A 17,920-nucleotide genomic window follows, 5' to 3' on the forward strand; every position below is an offset into this window, starting at 1 on the left:
TTTTTTTATATTATTTCCATTCCCGTACTATTATAAATGAAATATGGACAAAAAAAACAGAGCACAAATTGCCTCATCTAAAATCTAAACGAAAGGGATAGAAACAGTGTTGTAAAAATTTACCTGAATATGTTTAAATATTACTACAATGAATAGGTTATTAACCATAGCGCAAACATATCTATGAGTAGGTTTGAGTAAGTCTATGACAACGGGGCAAGAGTCCGGAAAGGCAGCTCCGGCGTCTTTTTCTTCAGGGTTTACGCTTCTTGAAGTTATCGTGGTGGTATTCATATTGAGTCTGCTTGCGGCGGTTGTTGCCCCTCGCATTATCGGCAGGACGGACGATGCCAGGATTACAGAGGCAAAGGTGCAGATCAGAAATCTTGAAACCGCCTTGAAGCTCTTCAAGCTCGACAACGGCTTTTATCCCTCCACCGACCAGGGTATCGATGCCCTCGTCAACAAGTCACAGACCGGCAAACTGCCAGGTAAGTACAGGGATGATGGCTACATGGAACAAAAGAAAATCCCGCTCGACCCCTGGGGCAATCCCTACGTCTACATCAGCCCCGGACTGCACGGCGATTACGACCTGTTTTCCTACGGCGCCGATGGTCAGGAAGGCGGTGAGGGAAAGAACAAGGACATACAGAGCTGGGACATAGAACACTAGATTGAACACCAGGGGCTTTACGTTCTTAGAGCTTACGGTCGTTCTGTTTATTGTGAGCGTGCTTGCGGCGTTGACCTATCCAGCACTCCGGATGTCAGGCCGTTCTGCGGTGGCAGAGGCCAGACGTTTTTCCAGCACCCTACGTTACCTCAACGACACCGCCATAAATACAAAAGTGCTATACGAACTTACCATAGACCTCGCCTCTAAACAACTGCGCTATAAATTGCCGGAGGGACAGCGAGAGATAACACTTCAGTATCTCGACAGGATATACGTAAGTTCCCGCGGTGATGTCAGAGAAGGTCAGTTGCTGTTGCCGTTTGGCAGCATGGGATTGGAAGAGATACTCAAGGCTTATTTCACAAAAGACAACGAAACGATTATCGTCTCCTACGACCCCTACAGCCGACGTGTACGGGTACAAGAGCAGGAACAAAACTTACAAGTTGACACCGATAGCATTCCTCACAACATCTCAATGCAATGACTAACCCTGTGGTGCTCAGGAAGCGGTTGCCGCAATTCCCAGCGTAATTATTCTCTGTCTTGCCTTGTGTGCATTGACACGTTCTGTCACACAGGTGGCAAAATATGTCACCGACGGCAAGGATCATTTTCAGGAATAAGTCTGTTTTGCTTGCATGTATGTCGGGCACGATAAATGCTATATGATATAGCGAACGGTTTTTAACCGCTCAAACCCATCCCTAACAGTAATTACGGGGCCAGGGTAACAGATTGCAATGCTGTCTTACTCATGTAAAATGTTACTCTGGCCCCGGCACTTTTTTCCCCTGCATAGTTTGGTAACCAATTCAGAAGCCGACCACCAGGTTTGCCGTTGTCAACTGCCCGGCGTAGACGACTACATAGCGCAACATGTATCCCCCTATCAGTACGCACAGTTCTGCCGTTACAACAGTCCAGAGGGGATGTTGCCTGTGCCTGTGCCTGTGATTGTGCCCTGGTAGTTGTGGCAGCAGTTGCCGTATGACGTGCGTCAGGGGGATGACCATACCAAGCACGACCACGCCAAACCATAAGTGAAGCCTCAACTGACCGCTTATCACAACATCCAACGCCGCTCCTGCCCCTTCGGTAGAGGTGTACAGCCCAACCAGGAAAAACGCCACCACAATGGTCAGCACAAGCAGCAGCACGAAATCGATACACTGCATGAAAAACGCATTGACACGCAGGTCATCGTCCTCCGGATGCCCGATGTACAACCCCAGGGTTATGACAGCCACCGCATCAATCACGGCTGAGATCAGAAACACAATCGGTATCATCGGAGAGTTCCAGAAAGGACGAGCCGCAAGCGTGCATATCAGCACCCCCGTATAGGTACCCACCCCCAGGGACAGTACAATCCCGAGGTAGCGTATAAACCGCTGAACCGTCCTGTGGGTGACAAAACCCCTGAGTCTTACACTGAGTCTCAGGGGGTCACGCGCCTCGGACAACCACGGGTAGAGGTACAGCACACTTACAATCGTGAAAAACAGGATCAACCAGGCACCAATTGACATCACGGAGGTACCCTCAAACGTGACAAACAGCCTCCAGCACAACCACGGCCTCTCAAGGTCAAAGACCAACGCCAGTATCCCGACACTTATGGGGAAAGGCGCCACATATGCCCCAACCCTGACGATCCCCTTGTACTTTTCAGCATTGATTGCACCGGCTACAATGGAAAGCAACAATGCCCCCGCACTGATCCCTGCCGCAAAGAGATAGAACGCTATCATGTAGTTCCAGTATATCTGTTCCATATCGCCCGACTTACCCTCCGACCGGGGGGTGACAACTAACTTCAACCATGGGCCAACTTAGGGGCCTCATCTGCGCCCGTAGCCAGGGAGGCATCCTTGAACTCGACAGACTTGGCGACATGCAGGGGGATTGCCTGTGGTGGTTTCTGCACACCGGTCATCTGCCAGAGTTGCCCGTAGGAGTCCTGCCGGGCGCCTGCCTCCGGGGTTTTCGTGTGATTGCAGGAGAGAACAAACACCTGCATGGCTAACATCATCAACGTTGCAAGTTTCTTCATCGTAACTCCATCCGTAAGGTCTTGTGGTCCAAGAACACCTTCACTGATCTTATAACGCTATAGTAGAAGGGGCAGAGACCAATCTCCCTGCCCCGCTCAAGCAGCTCGTCTATCCAGTTGAGGTGGTCGCCGATAAACTGAATGACCATCTCTTCGGTGTGGTTTTCGTACAGGAAGGCCAGAAAGTCCAGTTCCAACGCCAGGTGGTCCGGCCTGCCATTAAACTCGCTGCCGTACTCAAGCCCAAAGTGTCTGTACAACTCAAGCATGTGCAGTGCCGGTTCGCCCATCAGGTATCCCCTTGCCCCCGCCATCGGCGCAGGACATTGGGGGTCCTCACTCCAGCTCTTGTATACGGACTCTGCCAGACAGAGGGGGGTTGCCCTGCTATCTTCAAAGCATCTGTAGTATTGTTCCAACATCTGCGACAGATTATAATTGCCCTCCCTAAACGCCGTCAGGTCAACGTCGCCTTGCATGAACTCAAGTGCCTCATACACAGCCCCGGAGTTAAGCGCATCAATCAACTCCACATCCGGTCTGCCTAACAACATTGCCAGAACCCGACACGCAGAAGAGTCATTTGCCGTATCCCTATTTTCATTTATCAAAGAATCTCTTGTGTCTGTTGCTGACGACATATATCTCTACTGTAACAAAACAAACTACGCAATTTCAACTGCTCAAGACAGGGCAATCGCATTTAACGGCAAACTGCGACCTTGTCAAACAGCCTGCGGACATGCTACTATTTACAGATAAAAAAGATGTCTCACGATAAAAACATTATACAAAACACCCTGCAGGACATGCGCAAACACCTGCTTGACTTATCGTCCCGGAACCGATTACTCAAGTACCAGCACTCCAAACGTCACGGCATCCGGTTTGTGGATAAACCAAACCTCGATGTGCTCTTTGATCAGCTCGTCAATAACAGGAAAAGTATCCCGATAAGATGCGTGCCAAGACCCCAGGCCTATGAGGGACAGAGACCCGAAGTTGAGCAGTACGCCCAATCTGTCGGTATAGACACGGATTTTGACTTCAACGTCTCCTGCTGCTCTGACGTAAAAACCGGTGACAACACAGAGGTCCGGGCACTGCTGTACCCCGATGAGCTTGAGGGTATTTGCAAGGGTATCAGGACAAAGGCACAGAGCGCACTTGAGGAAACCGGCACCAATATGCTCTACCTCATCTTTGGCTTCCTCGAATTTTACGAAAGCGACACCAGCAACAAACCCATGAATGCCCCTCTGTTGGCAGTGCCTGTCTCTCTGCAAAGGGGGAGTATCGACAACACCACCAGGTGCTATCAGTACAGCCTTGTATACTCCGGTGAAGACGTAAATGAAAACTATACGTTGCGCGAGAAACTACAGCAAGACCTGACGTTTCACCTACCAATGTATTACGAGGAGGACCTTCCCGGGGCCTATTTTAATGAGATCAGGGATGCCATCAGGGGGATGAAACGTTGGAATGTCAGGTGTCAACTGACCCTTGGATTTATCTCTTTTGCCAGGATGATAATCTGGGATGACATAGACCCGCAAAAGCATCCCGAACTCTTGGACCATGAGATAGTCAAAAATGTGTTATCAGGGTGCGGATGCTCCGGCGATTCTATGAGTCTGTTTGCCGAAGATTACGAAATAGACAAGCATCCACAATCCGACCTGCCGCTGATCTACGACGCCGACTCCTCACAACACAGCGCCATCATAGATGTCCTCTCTGGCAGAAACATGGTTATCAACGGCCCCCCCGGCACCGGAAAGTCACAGACTATTACAAACATCATCGCAATGGCACTGAGACAAGGAAAGACTGTCCTGTTTGTATCCGAAAAGCTGGCCGCCCTGGAAGTCGTAAGTCGTCGCCTGGAGCAGGCACAACTGGGGCACTTCTGCCTTGAACTGCACAGTGCAGCCACTAATAAACAAAAGATACTCAAAGACATCGAGGCCCGTCTCAACACAAAGTTTCAACAACCACAACAGCTACAGACAAAAATAAACACGCTCATCCAACACAAGAACACCCTCAACAGACACGCCGCACTGATGAACCGGGTTGTCGGTAACAACCTGGGACTATCGGTGCATGATGCGTTTTGGCGCCTGGAGCGTTTCAGGCGCTCCGTCGGTGACCTGTCGGATTGCGTCGCACACATGTCCATGCCGGAGGCCACCGCATGGTCACCGGAGGAGCTTGACGGTCGCCGCCGCAGCCTTGAAAACCTGGGACGATTGTTTAAGGAGATCGGCAGGTTTGATTGGGGGCATCCGTGGTGGGGGTTTTCACCGGGGCTGCTTATCTCCGGCGATGATGCCATGATCGGTAGGGGCATCGCTGAAACCATTGCCCTGGCTGAGAGGCTTTCGGAGCTGGTGAGGCACTATCAGGAATTCATCGGCGCCCCCCAATCGCACGACATCAAGACAATGGAAACAACCCTGACGCTCATCGATGCAATACCGCAACCACCAGGTAACTGCATCGGCTCACTTTTGCCGGGCTTCTTTCCCGAAAACGACCCCCACGGGCAAGATAGTCACAGGGTGATGCAAGAGGTCTGCTCCGAGGTGTTGCGCGCCAGGGCGTTGCTGCAACAGGCCGATAATGACCTGCTACCGGGTGGTGACATCGATATTGAGCGAGTTCCGCAGATACTGAGCAGGGGTGAAGAAACGCTCGCCCCCGAAGCCCTGATGCAAGACCTCAATTGGCTCCGGATGCGGGTCAGTAATGCCGTCACATGCCTCGAATCCTTCACGGGAGCCATGGCTACACCCGTTGCCTGTGATGCCCCGGCACAAAACACCGCAGAAGAAATCGACAGACTCATTGCCGCCGTTGCACCCCTGGAGGTCTCCGACATCCCAATCAAGACCCTCAACCGTGAGGCACAGGCCATCCTGAGAGAGCTGGATGCGTTGACCACCGTCTTTGCAACCATAGAGGATATCGCCAAACGCCGAAAGTTGCCATTTGATGGCTCACAGACCGCAATAGCAAACCTTGCCAACCTAAAAGACGTACTCGTTAAACAGATAGACAGGGAAACCTTAGACAAGGTCAGAGGCGCTTCAGAGTATGTCCTGTCAGGACTCTCCCTGTATGATATCGATGCCGCCCGGGAGCGGCTCGGTGAAATCGTACACGAAATTAAACAGACAACCGATGAGTTTCAGGCATTATCACTACAGGCAGGTTTGAGGTTTGATGCCACACCACGGGCAATTGTCCGTATCTGCACGTTGGCGGGGATAGCTGAAAAAGCCCCTCTTGACATACTAACCTCCGGCAAGGCCCCTTTTGGGGCGGAGAGGTTTGACAGAATACTTCAGGATGCCCGCAAGCAACAGCAAGAGATACTTGCGCTACACAGGGGGCTTGACGCACTGTTCTACCTCAAACCATTCCCTGACCCCACACAACTCAAGGATGCAATCAGGGTGTTCAGGAGGGGGGATAGTTCCTTCAACTTTCTCAGCAGACAGTGGCGACAGGCAAAGAGGTTTTTCAAAGACCTTGCAAAACATAAGGTCAGGCACACCGCCGAGGAATATGCCAGAGAACTGTTTCGCCTGCAGACCCTCTATGAGCGCTCTGCCGCCTTTAGCAACAACGACGAGTACAGAGAGGTCTTTGGTGGACTGTTCAAGGGGCTTGGCACCAACTTTGACGACATTGCCAGGCTACATGCCTGGTTCATTGAAGGCTATCAGGAGCTAAATAGACACCCCGAGCTGATTGACAGCGTTGACCTTGCAAAGCTAACCCCCAGGACAATACGTCGGCTTGCAGCCATGAAGGGGCATTTCGACAAACTCGCTCAACGCCTCGGACAGTGCAGGCTGGAGATAAACGGTATATTCAACGAACATGCCTCCAGACTCGACACCTTGTTAAGAAATGCCGGGTGGGTAAAATATACCGAGGCGGTTCAGAAGCACATAAAGAATCTCACTGGCATCGTCACCTTCCTCAAGGGATTTGTCAGCCCCTCCGTGTCTCCAAAGCGGGCGTTTGAACTGCTCAGTGCCAGGCTGGAACTCCAGGATAGCGCCGGTGAACTGAGTTTGCTTGCTTGTGGCACGGATGGCATTGCCGAGGCCGGCGGACAGACGTTCAGAAAACTTCCTCCCCTGGCAGGGCAGTCCTGGGGGGTGTATCTGCGGCAGAGTTGGCGCCTTGCCGCTGATGTAGAGAAGCTGTGCAGGTATCTGTCGAGGCTTGTTGCCATAGAGGCCACACCTGCCCAGGTCTCGGACTTCATACGTATGAAGCTGGCCCTGGAGGGTGCATTGTCAGGGCTTGTAGCCCCGGCGGACTTATCCTCAGTGACGGGGTGGGAGGAATATCTCGTGCGTACCTCGGACATTACTGGTGGGGTGATGGAACTGGTCTCCCTGCTGTATCCGATAGCCAGACCGGACAAATCTCTCAGGCAGGTCATCGATGCCATGCAGAGACGCCACGAGGCAGAGACGATACTACAGCGCATCAGGGGCAACGCCGAGGTTTGTGACCTCCTTGGCGATGCATTTAACGGGGCATCTACGGATAACGACGCCCTGGAGGCCACTCATCGCTGGGGGGTGGCCGTCACGGAGGCCCTGGACAGGCACTCAAGGCATCCCGGAGTGGGGCAACCAAGTTTTGCACATGTGCGGGCAAGGCTGCTCTGCGCAGAGGCACCTGAAAACCTGCAGTTCTTAATGGGACATATCCCGGATGTCGTTAATACCTCCAGGGCGATTCAGGATACGCTGGCCGACAGACTCCGCAGTCATGGGACATTCACCTGGCAGATATGGCAGGAGGGTAGCAACGCACCTGATACCGCCGACGGCATCCTGAGCCGATTGCAGAGAGCCTACGAGTGCATTGACTCATTACTGCCCTGGTCAAGATACCTCGCCGAACAAGCCAGATGCACGGAGGCTGGCCTGGGGGAGTTCGTGACACTGTTGCAGGGGCATACGTTGCCGCCTGACTCTCTTGGCAACGTGTTTGAGTTTGTCGTCTGCCGTTCGGTTACCAGGGGCATCTGTAGTGCCTTGCCGGAGCTTAATAGCTTCAGCGGTGTCATGCACAATCAAACGGTGTCTGAGTTCATCAGGTGTGACAGAGAACTCATCGCCCTTAACGGAGAGGCGCTGGCCTACGAAATCGACAGACTCAAAAATGTCCCCGACGGCACCAAAGGCGACAAGATCACCGAAAAGACCGAGCTATCTCTCATTTGCCATGAGCTTCCCAAGAAGAAACGCCACCTGCCCATCAGGCAACTTATCAGACAGGCAGGGCGTGCGATCCAGGCATTAAAGCCGTGCTTTATGATGAGTCCGCTCTCCATAGCCCAGTACATTGAGCAGGGGGCGGTGGAATTTGATCTCGTGGTAATGGATGAGGCCTCACAGCTTCGTCGCGAGGAGGCCTTGGGGGCTATCGTGCGCGGCAAGCAGTTGGTCGTCGTCGGAGACCCCAAGCAACTGCCACCAACCAGTTTCTTCGACCGGGTGCTCGGCGACAACGACGACGATGATGACAGTGACACCTCTGCGGTGCTGGTGGGAACGGAGAGCATCCTGGATATTTGTCAGCAATCATTTCATCCTGTGAGGTCGTTGCGCTGGCACTATCGCTCCAGGCACGAGTCGTTGATAGCGTTTTCAAACCACCATTTTTATGACGGCAGACTTGTTGTCTTTCCGGCGCCCTTTGAGCGACACGAGGCCATCGGTTTACGCAACAACCACCTACCCGACGGGGTGTATCTCAACCGTCGAAATGAACCGGAGGCCGAACGTGTTGTCGATGCCATCATTGAGCACATGATCGGGCACAAGGAACGCTCACTGGGCGTGGTGACCCTCAACCAGCCACAGCGTGAACTTATCGATGGCCTGCTGGACAGGCGCCTGCGGGAGATGGAGGGCGGAGAGTCTCTTCGCGGCTACTGGGAGAACATCGGGGCGCCATTCTTTATCAAGAACCTTGAAAACGTCCAGGGGGATGAGCGCGATGTCATATTCATATCGACGACGTTTGGCAAGGTGCCGGGCACGAATAAGGTGGCACAGAGGTTTGGTCCAATTAGCAGCGGGGAAGGCTGGCGTCGTCTTAACGTCCTGTTCACCCGTGCGCGCTACAGGATAGAGCTGTTTACGTCGATGTATCCTGAGGACATTGTCCTTGATGCAAAGACTCCGGCAGGGGCCAGGGCACTGCGGGATTATCTGGAATACGCCAGGAGCAGGGTGCTGTCAACTGCGGGGGTCAATGAGCGTCCACCCGACAGCGACTTTGAGATAGCCGTGGGTGAGTTGCTCAGGGCAAACGGCTATGAGATCGTCCCCCAGCTTGGCGTAGCGGGCTTCTTTATAGACATAGCGGTTCGTAATCCGGACAACCGTGGAGAGTTTCTGGCGGCAATCGAGTGCGACGGAGCCGCCTACCATAGCAGCAAGTCAGCCCGTGACCGTGACCGTATCCGTCAGGAGATACTGGAGTCCCTTGGATGGCGTGGGCGCATTTGGAGGATATGGTCAACCGATTGGTTTTATGACCGTCGCAAGGAAGCTCAACGTTTGCTGTCATTCTTAAAGGAGTGCCGGGGCAGAAAATATTGACGCTACTGCACTTTAAGGCAAGAATGAAAGGGGCGGCTTCGCTTCGATATCGATACCTTACATTTGCGGAGTCGGTTATCAACGCTGCATTTATTTAAGTATCCCCTCCAGGGAGTCTTCGTTTTCCTGCATCCACAGGGCTATCTCCTGTACAATGTCCGTGGCGTAGCGTTGGGGACGCCACCCGGTGACGGCTGTGACCTTTGAGTGGTCGGTTAGATATATCGGGATGTCTGCCACCCTGTCCTGCATTACGCTGTCTATCTCTACGATGTTGCCAGTAAATCGCTGACACGAAGACGTCAGTTCCCTCAGTGAAAGGCTTATTTCCCTGCCACCGCCCACGTTGTATGTCTGACCAACGTGTAGGTCTATGTTGCGTATCTGCATATCAATGAGGTCGCAGAGGTCATCGACGTGCAGGATGTCCCTGACCTGCTTGCCCTGCCCACCAAACCCAAAATATGCCAACCGCTGTCGCCAAAAATGCCTGGCCACCCAGTGGACAACGATTCCCTGGTCTACCTTGCCAAACTGCCAGGGGCCGGTCAATACACCGCAGCGGTTTACAACACCTTTGATGCCGTACATATCGATGTACTCATGCAGGAGCAGTTCTGATGCCAACTTGGTTGCCCCATAGAGTGAACGCACCCCCTCCAGCGGGAAAAGCTCGTTAAGCCCCCTGCGCGATACACCGGGGACGGTTTGTTCGTCGGAGAGTTCAAACCGGGTCTCTGTATGTTCTATATTCAACCGGTTGATAGTCTTAATGGGGTAGACCCTGCTGGTTGAAAGAAAGATAAAGATCACCGGGTGAGGCATCCTGCGGGCAAGTTCGAGGCAGTTGATTGTGCCAACGAGGTTGGTGCCGATAACGTACTCAGGCGATGAATTATATCCGGCAAGAACGGAAGGTTCTGCCGAACACTCCAGTATCAAATCAACGTCGCCAACGCTGTTGAGGTCCTCCTGGTTTCTGATATCGCCGTGGACAAACTCCACACCCCAAGACCTCAGTCGGGTGACATTGAGTTCGCTACCCCTGCGTTTGAGATTATCCAGGCAAGTGATCTTAAGCTGCGGGTAGCGCCTCCTGAAATTTATAGCAAGCGAACTGCCCACAAAACCACACCCTCCGGTGAGCAGCATCCCGTTCATCGTCATCACTTCGACGGGATAGCAATGGGGGAAGTGTTACCGGACTTGCCACGCAGGGCATCACCCACCTGTGGGGTCAGGATTATACCACTTTCTATGCCAATGATGAACCCCAGGATGCTCGATATGTTGGAGAGAAACCTGGTCGTATCTGCCAAACCCGATGATGGCACATAGAGTATGTCACCGTTTCTCAGACGGACGTTATCGGCATATACCCCCGTAAGGACGTTGGCAAAGTTGAGGGTATATATCTTGCCCCTGCGCAGAAGCACAACACCCGATTCTCTGGCATCATGCGTAATGCCACCGGAAAGGGCAATTGCCTTTATAAGGGTCAGGTCGTCCTCTATGGGAACCACCCCGGGACGGGCAACCTCGCCTAAGACGTATATCTTGTGGCTATTGAACTTCTGTGCATTTATGACCACATCGGGCTTTACGATGTACTGAGCGAGCATCTCTTTCATCTTCGCTTCAAGCTCCTTTGTGCTGAGTCCCTTTGCATACACCTGCCCAACCAGTGGGAAGGAAAATCCGCCATCCGGCCTAAGCGTGATTGAGTTCATTGACAGGTCAGTGTGTCTGTAGACGTTTATGGCGATGATGTCACCGGGGCCAAGCCTTGATATCTCCTCATTGTTGTCGTCCTGTTGACTATTGCTTGTCAACTCTGCCAGTTGCCCCTGCGGTGCCACATCTGATTGCACTGAGGCACAGCCAAAGACAAAGAGCAGGAGTATAGCCGTCAGCCTGTTTACGCTGTCCCTGGAAAAACAGACATGCAATACGTCGCTTATATTACGCAGCCATCGTCCTGAAAAAACCTTCGCCACCCGTCACTTTCTCCATATGTCCTTGTAACGCCATTGATTATTGTACACTATCTCAAGGGGGTTAGTAAAGCTATCGGCGATTACGGGACTTTATTTCATATCGAGCGTTTCTATTGCGTGCAATACAAAAAAAAAGGGGCGGTTTGTGGCAGGGGTGCCTCACCCCCTCCGCCCCCCTTCAGAACCCCCCGCAAGGGGAGGGGCGAGGCGCCCCGGCCGAAAAGAAGTCCCCTTGACCCCATAAAAATACCACGTGTTTTATTCTTTAATTCAACTGAAATTGCTATATTATGGAAGTAAAGGCGAGGTTGGCAACGAGGTGAAACAGCGTTGATGGCAGTATGTCAGACGTTTTGAGGTATAGCCAGCCCATCATAAGTGAGGGGAAAAAGGTCAGAAGCTGTGTAATGTCGCCGGTGACAAGAAATCTCCCACTGTGGCACAGGGCAAACATGGCGCTAACGATAACAACCGATGAGGTACCGTTGCCCAGTGACTCCTGGAGGTAGCCCCTGAAAAACAGTTCTTCCGGCAGGGCATTGAGCATAAGCAGCGTCAGTATATACACCGGAGGAGGAGACACAAACGTCCCCTTCATCACGAAAACCTTGATCAGCACAAAGGGCAGCACAAAAAAGACACACCCCAGCACGCCCAGAAAAATGTCAGCGGCATTGGGAAACACTGGCAGACGTTTAAGGTAGTACACAGGGATAAGATAGAGCACCACCACAATAGCCAGGAAAAAAAACGCATGGCATAGACCTGCTGAATGAGACAGAGAGCCAGTACCACAACAAACCAGGACAGGGCAATATGCCTGTTGAGATAATTACTCACCCCCTGCCACCGCACCAATTGCACACACCAGCCCTGATACCACCTCGGCCATACTGCCATAGCACAGGGTATCGGGGGTATCGCTACGTCTGTGGTAGTTGGGATTCCTGTAAAAGGCCGTATCGGTTATCATGACGGCATCATAACCGCACTTCCAGAACGACTTGTGGTCGGAGAAGGTTATCCCGGGAATCCACCGGGGCGCTGTAATGGACTCAACCGCCAGCTCAGACCCCTTACGGAAGGCATGTTTGATCCGCGAGACAAACCTCCTTGCCTTCGTATCACCAACTACGACAATGAAGTTTCCTTCACGAGGGTAGAACCACTTAAAAAATGGCAGCGGAAACCTCTGGCTGTCAGCCTTGTCACTGAAATAGCCTATCATCTCCAGACAGATCATCAGCTCAACATTCTCGTTTCGTTCCCTGAGGCTCCTTGCATAGACATAACTGGCCATCTGGTCGCTGATAAACGCAGGAAACTCCTCAAATGCAAAGGCAACAAAACGAACCGTTTTGCTAAATCCGGACGTTGCAACCACCCTGGCGACCTCTAACAGACCGGCAATTCCACTTGCGTTGTCATCGGCACCAGGGGTACTGTAGACCGTGTCATAGTGAGCACCGATAATGACTACGGTCTCCGGAGACTCTTTTCCCCGGAGTTCAGCGATTATGTTTCTGTAGACGTTTCCCCTGTATTTGTACGTCTGGTAGGAGACGCTATAGCCATAGTCAGAGAGCCTTTGAGAGATGTACCGGACTGTTGCTTCCAGGGCAAACATGTTTCGATATGACCTTGAGCCTATCTCCCGGGCCAGAAAGTAAACAATTTCCTTAACATTGCCGGCGATCTCTCCTTTGCTGTATATCATTATGAGTATTCTATGTAAACCCACAAGGATTCGTCAACATCAGAATAACAAACGCAATAGTTCAGCTATAACAAAACGTTCCCTTTCCCGTGCCTTTTTTTTAAACATCTTACAAACTTCCTTGAAATACTTGTTGCTTACTATTGTTGTGATTTAGACCGGTAAAACCGGCTATAGCGATTGTATCATTGGGGCAGGCATGGTTGTCAAGGGGTGGGGTTACCAGCTTGGGGGTTTATGGATTGTGCTGTAGGGTATGGGGTCTGGGAGCTGTGAGGTTGATAAATGCTTTTCCTTTATAGGTTTGATAAAGTCTGCGCATTCCTGTAATTGCTTGGATTTGTTCTTAAATTTCCAGGGTATACCGATACCTATAACCTTGTGTCCGTGATGATGCTTTACAAGTTTTATAGCTCCCGTCAGGTCGCTGTCATTTGATACTACAAAGGCAGTGTCGTATAAATCTAACCAGGCATCGTTTAACAGTTGTATCGCAAGATTAACATCAGAGCTTTTTTCTTCAGTCTTTATAACATATTCAAAGGCTTTATTGGGTATTGGGTTAGAAAGAGGTAAACAAACTTTATGGGAGAGAAAATAACCATAGTATATCTCTATTTCAGTAATGTATGTTTTTAATGCATTAATATATGTTGTTTGCCGAGCAAGCCGACTCTTGTCACCTCTTTTGCTAACTAAAGCTGTAAAGTATTTTATCGAAACAATCTTATCTTCAGGCTTTAAGAGTTTACTACACAGTGATTTAAAATCTATCCATTTATATGGAGTAGCATTTACTGCGCCATAATAGAAATTACATCCGTCTATATATACAAAAACACGATTCATAAATGGATACTGCCAGTCGAAAAACACAGAAGCCGTTGTCTCCAACGGCTTCATAACCCTGAGGTCGAAACAACAGGGGCGATTTAGCTTTTTCATCACTTCATATTTATATTAAACCACAGTGGTTGGGTGATTGTCAAGCACTTTTTTTTTGCAACCTGAAAAATTTTTCTGTAGCTCAGACATGATTGCCCTGTTGTCAAGTTCGCAGCTTGCTTTTTTGCAGATACGACTGTATAATAAAGACATGGGTGTAATAACGATACCAATGGCATTGAGAGAAAAGCTCGGAGAAGAGGCCACAGAGGCTCTTATAATGGTCATCAGCGAGGCCGGATTTGACATGCGGAGAGACCTGCCTACAGATATTTCAAACCTTAAGGAAGATGTGTCCAGGATTGAAACCAGACTCGAAGGAGCAATAGCCAGGATAGAAGAAGACGCCGACAGAACGGAAACCCGTCTCAAAGAAGACATAGCCGGGACAAAAACTGGCCTTAGAGACTTTGCGACAAGAGATGATATCTCAAGACTCAAGGAAGATATGTCCTGGATAAAAGCAGGACTCGAAATAGATATCTCCATACTCAAAAAGGACGTCCGTAGGATAGAAGACAATCTTTTCAAGCGTGATATGCTTGTGCTTAAGTTGTATATGGTGCTTTCACTAATGGCAACCATCGCTCTCTTCATAAAAACGTTTTTAATGCACTAACCGCGCAGATGGTGGTGTTCAAGCCATAACATAATGAGTCTTGCCTTGTTCTACACACAATATTTAATTTTTTCTCATGACTGCTAAATAAATACTTGACAAAATGTTTTGATGTGTACGATAATAGACTTTTGTAAAAAATGATAAACAAATAATAGTGGAGGGAAATTGCCAACTATAGCACAATTAGTAAGGAAAGGAAGGCAGCAGGTACTAAAGAAGACCAAGAGTCCTGCATTACAGAACTGCCCTCAACGTCGGGGTGTGTGTGTGAGGGTCTATACGACAACGCCCAAGAAACCGAACTCGGCCCTTAGAAAGGTTGCCAGGGTAAGGCTGACAAACGGCTTTGAGGTAACGGCATATATACCCGGGGTGGGTCACAACCTGCAGGAACACTCGATCGTGTTGATACGCGGGGGCAGGGTCAAGGACCTTCCCGGTGTGAGATATCACATCATCAGGGGATGCCTTGATACCACCGGTGTTGCAGACAGAAAACGCGGACGTTCCAAGTATGGAGCAAAGAGGCCCAAATAGGGCTTGATGACTGAAAGAGGTACGTTTAAATATGCCAAGAAGAAGAGTTGCCGTTAAGAAAGAGGTTATGCCAGACCCCAAGTACAACAGCAAGATCGTTGGAAAATTCATCAACGTTATCGTGGAGGATGGCAAGAAGGCAATAGCCGAAAAGATATGCTATGGGGCCTTTGATATAATGAAGGGCAAAACCGGCGAAGACCCGCTGAAGGTGTTCAAGACGGCCATAGAGAACGCCAAACCACAGATCGAGGTCAAACCCCGGCGTGTTGGTGGAGCGACCTACCAGGTGCCCGTTGAGATCAGACCACAGAGACGCCTGGCCCTGGCCTTTCGATGGATAAGGAACTATGCCCGCAACAGAAATGAAAAGACCATGATGCAGCGTCTGGCCGGAGAACTGCTGGATGCCTTTAACAATGTCGGTTCGTCCATAAAGAAAAAGGAAGACACCCATAAGATGGCGGATGCAAACAAGGCATTTGCACACTATAGGTGGTAGGATAATATGACCGATATTCGATTTCCACTGGACAAAACACGTAACATAGGTATCATGGCCCACATAGATGCCGGTAAGACAACCACAACAGAGCGGATACTGTACTACACGGGAGTGACCTACAAGATAGGCGAGGTCCATGATGGCACGGCCGTGATGGATTGGATGCCTCAGGAGCAGGAGCGGGGGATAACAATCACATCGGCGGCTACTACGTGTTTTTGGAAGGACAACCGGATAAATATCATAGATACGCCCGGACACGTTGACTTTACCATAGAGGTGGAGCGATCGCTGCGGGTGCTCGATGCCGCCGTGATGGTGATAGATGTGGTGTCGGGGGTAGAGCCTCAGACGGAGACGGTGTGGCGACAGGCCGAACGGTATAGCGTGCCAAGAATTGCGTTCTTTAACAAGATGGATAGGGTCGGTGCGGACTTCGTGGCGGCCATGGACTCTATGGTAGAAAAGCTCGGCGCTAAACCGGTGGCGTTGCAGATACCCATCGGGGCTGAGGACAAGTTCAGAGGCCCGCTCGATATCGTCAGAATGAAGGCCTACTTCTTTGACGACGAGGCACTGGGGGCAACGTTTGTAGAGGGTGACATACCGGAGGAGTATCGGCAGACTGCCCTGGAGTTCAGAGAAAAACTTATAGAGGCAGCGTCGGAAATAGACGATGCCTTGATGGAAAAATATATAAACGGACAAGAGATTACAGAGGATGAGATCAAACGTGCAATAAGGCAGGGTGTCATAGACATGTCAATAACCCCTGTGGTGTGTGGGTCGGCCTTTAAGAACAAGGGCGTGCAGATGTTACTGGATGCCGTTGTTGATTACCTGCCCTCTCCGCTGGACATACCTGCGATTAAAGGTATTGCACCGGGCACCGAGGATACCATTGAACGTCCGGCGAATGACGATGCACCATTTTCAGCTCTTGCCTTTAAGATAATGACCGATCCATTTGTCGGACAACTGACCTTTATACGGGTGTACTCGGGCGTGCTCAACGCCGGCTCCTACACATACAACTCCACCAAGGACAAGAAAGAACGCATCGGCAGGCTGCTGCGGATGCATGCCAGTAAACGGGAGGAGATTAACAGTGTACGTGCCGGAGACATCGGCGCTGTGGTCGGTCTGAAATACACGCTGACGGGAGATACCCTCTGTGATGAGAAAAATACGGTGATCTTAGAGTCCATACAGTTTCCGGACCCCGTGATATCCGTGGCAATAGAGCCAAAGACAAAGGATGACCGCGATAAGCTGTTCCTCTCCCTCAACAAGCTGACGCAGGAGGACCCGTCGTTTAAGGTCGCCTTCAACGAGGAAACCGGTCAGACGTTGATATCGGGTATGGGTGAGCTGCACCTGGAGATAATAGTTGACCGCCTGCTGCGTGAATTCAAGGTCGGTGCAAACGTAGGAAAACCACAGGTTGCCTACCGCGAAACGATCAAGTCCAATGCCGGGGCCGAAGGTAAGTACATCAGACAGACCGGCGGCAGGGGCCAGTACGGACACGTGGAAATAAAGTTGGAACCCCTGGAGCGTGGCAAGGGTTTTGAGTTTGAAAATAAGATAGTTGGGGGCATCATCCCCAGGGAGTACATCCCCGCCATTGAGGCCGGGATGAGAGAGGCTTTAAGTTCAGGCGTTGTTGCCGGTTATCCGGTGGTGGACATGAAGGCAACGCTAGTCTATGGCTCCTATCACGAGGTGGATTCGTCGGAGATGGCCTTTAAGATAGCCGGCTCCATGGCACTGAAGGAAGCCGCACGGAAGGCACATCCCGTCCTGCTTGAACCAATCATGGACGTAGAAATCGTGACCCCCGAGGACTACATGGGGGATGTCATCGGCGATATCAACTCAAGACGTGGACGTGTCCACTCGATGACCAAGCGTGGCAATGCCCAGGTCATAGAGACAACAGTGCCGCTTGCCGAAATGTTTGGCTATGCCACGGTGCTCCGGTCCAAGACCCAGGGCAGGGCAAGCTACACCATGCAGTTGGCACAGTACGAGGAACTCCCAAAGGCCGCTCAGGATGAGATCGTTAAAAAGGTCAAGGGTGGATAGTAAGGCGTGGAGGTAGTGTTTTGTGAGGATTCTCCGATGTCTGTAAAAAATATACATGGATAACGGACCAGGAAATAAAAAAGATTTGACATTGGTGTAATTTCTGTGATACACTAATTCCCTTGTT

Annotated in this window: 15 protein-coding genes; 7 read left to right on the top strand and 8 right to left on the bottom strand. The window is 50.9% G+C overall.

The annotated features are described in order from the left end of the window. Positions 1-205: 205 nt before the first annotated feature. Both gspG and Mcas_RS04420 read left to right on the top strand, forming a co-directional pair. Positions 206-676 (top strand): type II secretion system major pseudopilin GspG, encoded by a 471-nt coding sequence (gene gspG / locus Mcas_RS04415; protein ID WP_040334290.1) that lies wholly within the window; start codon positions 206-208, stop codon positions 674-676. A gap of 1 nt (position 677) precedes the next feature. After that, positions 678-1,166 (top strand): pilus assembly FimT family protein, encoded by a 489-nt coding sequence (locus tag Mcas_RS04420; RefSeq protein ID WP_040334291.1) that lies wholly within the window; start codon positions 678-680, stop codon positions 1,164-1,166. 328 nt (positions 1,167-1,494) lie between these two features. On the opposite strand, the gene nrfD is transcribed toward Mcas_RS04420, so the two are convergent. From nrfD to Mcas_RS04435, 3 genes are read right to left on the bottom strand one after another with little or no spacing between them, the layout of a single operon-like run. Continuing rightward, positions 1,495-2,457: an NrfD/PsrC family molybdoenzyme membrane anchor subunit gene (gene nrfD, locus Mcas_RS04425; protein WP_156033130.1), complete on the bottom strand. Its 963-nt coding sequence runs from the start codon at positions 2,455-2,457 to the stop codon at positions 1,495-1,497. 41 nt (positions 2,458-2,498) lie between these two features. Then, a complete protein-coding gene (locus tag Mcas_RS04430) occupies positions 2,499-2,735 on the bottom strand; it encodes a hypothetical protein (protein ID WP_040334293.1) in 237 nt (78 codons plus the stop codon). Further along, positions 2,732-3,346 carry a TorD/DmsD family molecular chaperone gene (locus Mcas_RS04435; protein WP_040334294.1) on the bottom strand — a complete coding sequence of 205 codons (615 nt, stop codon included), beginning with the start codon at positions 3,344-3,346 and terminating at the stop codon, positions 2,732-2,734. The genes Mcas_RS04430 and Mcas_RS04435 overlap by 4 nt, the downstream gene beginning before the upstream one ends. Before the next feature lie 156 nt (positions 3,347-3,502). Between Mcas_RS04435 and Mcas_RS16265 the strand changes: the two genes are divergently transcribed. Beyond that, positions 3,503-9,382: a DUF4011 domain-containing protein gene (locus Mcas_RS16265; protein ID WP_156033132.1), complete on the top strand. Its 5,880-nt coding sequence runs from the start codon at positions 3,503-3,505 to the stop codon at positions 9,380-9,382. A 90-nt stretch (positions 9,383-9,472) separates the two neighbouring features. Here Mcas_RS16265 and Mcas_RS04445 read toward each other — a convergent pair whose 3' ends face one another. The 5 genes from Mcas_RS04445 to Mcas_RS04465 form a co-directional block, all read right to left on the bottom strand. Next, positions 9,473-10,543: an NAD-dependent epimerase/dehydratase family protein gene (locus tag Mcas_RS04445; RefSeq protein ID WP_235203273.1), complete on the bottom strand. Its 1,071-nt coding sequence runs from the start codon at positions 10,541-10,543 to the stop codon at positions 9,473-9,475. Positions 10,544-10,548: 5 nt separating this feature from the next. Beyond that, positions 10,549-11,379, bottom strand: coding sequence for a polysaccharide biosynthesis/export family protein (locus Mcas_RS04450; RefSeq protein ID WP_040334296.1), 831 nt, complete (start codon positions 11,377-11,379; stop codon positions 10,549-10,551). Positions 11,380-11,662: 283 nt separating this feature from the next. After that, positions 11,663-12,112: a CPBP family intramembrane glutamic endopeptidase gene (locus tag Mcas_RS16270; RefSeq protein WP_052566855.1), complete on the bottom strand. Its 450-nt coding sequence runs from the start codon at positions 12,110-12,112 to the stop codon at positions 11,663-11,665. 99 nt (positions 12,113-12,211) lie between these two features. Then, positions 12,212-13,096 (bottom strand): M28 family peptidase, encoded by an 885-nt coding sequence (locus Mcas_RS04460; RefSeq protein ID WP_040334297.1) that lies wholly within the window; start codon positions 13,094-13,096, stop codon positions 12,212-12,214. 219 nt (positions 13,097-13,315) lie between these two features. Then, positions 13,316-13,990: an NYN domain-containing protein gene (locus Mcas_RS04465; RefSeq protein WP_200873627.1), complete on the bottom strand. Its 675-nt coding sequence runs from the start codon at positions 13,988-13,990 to the stop codon at positions 13,316-13,318. A 139-nt stretch (positions 13,991-14,129) separates the two neighbouring features. Between Mcas_RS04465 and Mcas_RS04470 the strand changes: the two genes are divergently transcribed. From Mcas_RS04470 to fusA, 4 genes are all read left to right on the top strand, one after another. Beyond that, positions 14,130-14,660 carry an LA_3696 family protein gene (locus Mcas_RS04470; protein ID WP_040334298.1) on the top strand — a complete coding sequence of 177 codons (531 nt, stop codon included), beginning with the start codon at positions 14,130-14,132 and terminating at the stop codon, positions 14,658-14,660. A gap of 168 nt (positions 14,661-14,828) precedes the next feature. Next, positions 14,829-15,200 carry a 30S ribosomal protein S12 gene (gene rpsL, locus Mcas_RS04475; protein ID WP_040334299.1) on the top strand — a complete coding sequence of 124 codons (372 nt, stop codon included), beginning with the start codon at positions 14,829-14,831 and terminating at the stop codon, positions 15,198-15,200. A gap of 31 nt (positions 15,201-15,231) precedes the next feature. Continuing rightward, positions 15,232-15,702, top strand: a complete 471-nt coding sequence (gene rpsG, locus Mcas_RS04480) for a 30S ribosomal protein S7 (RefSeq protein WP_040334300.1) — start codon at positions 15,232-15,234, stop codon at positions 15,700-15,702. 6 nt (positions 15,703-15,708) lie between these two features. Beyond that, entirely contained in the window at positions 15,709-17,793 is a 2,085-nt protein-coding gene (fusA, locus tag Mcas_RS04485) for an elongation factor G (RefSeq protein ID WP_040334301.1), read from the top strand. Positions 17,794-17,920 lie beyond the last annotated feature (127 nt).

The organism is Candidatus Magnetobacterium casense (genome assembly GCF_000714715.1).
GTDB lineage: Bacteria > Nitrospirota > Thermodesulfovibrionia > Thermodesulfovibrionales > Magnetobacteriaceae > Magnetobacterium > Magnetobacterium casense.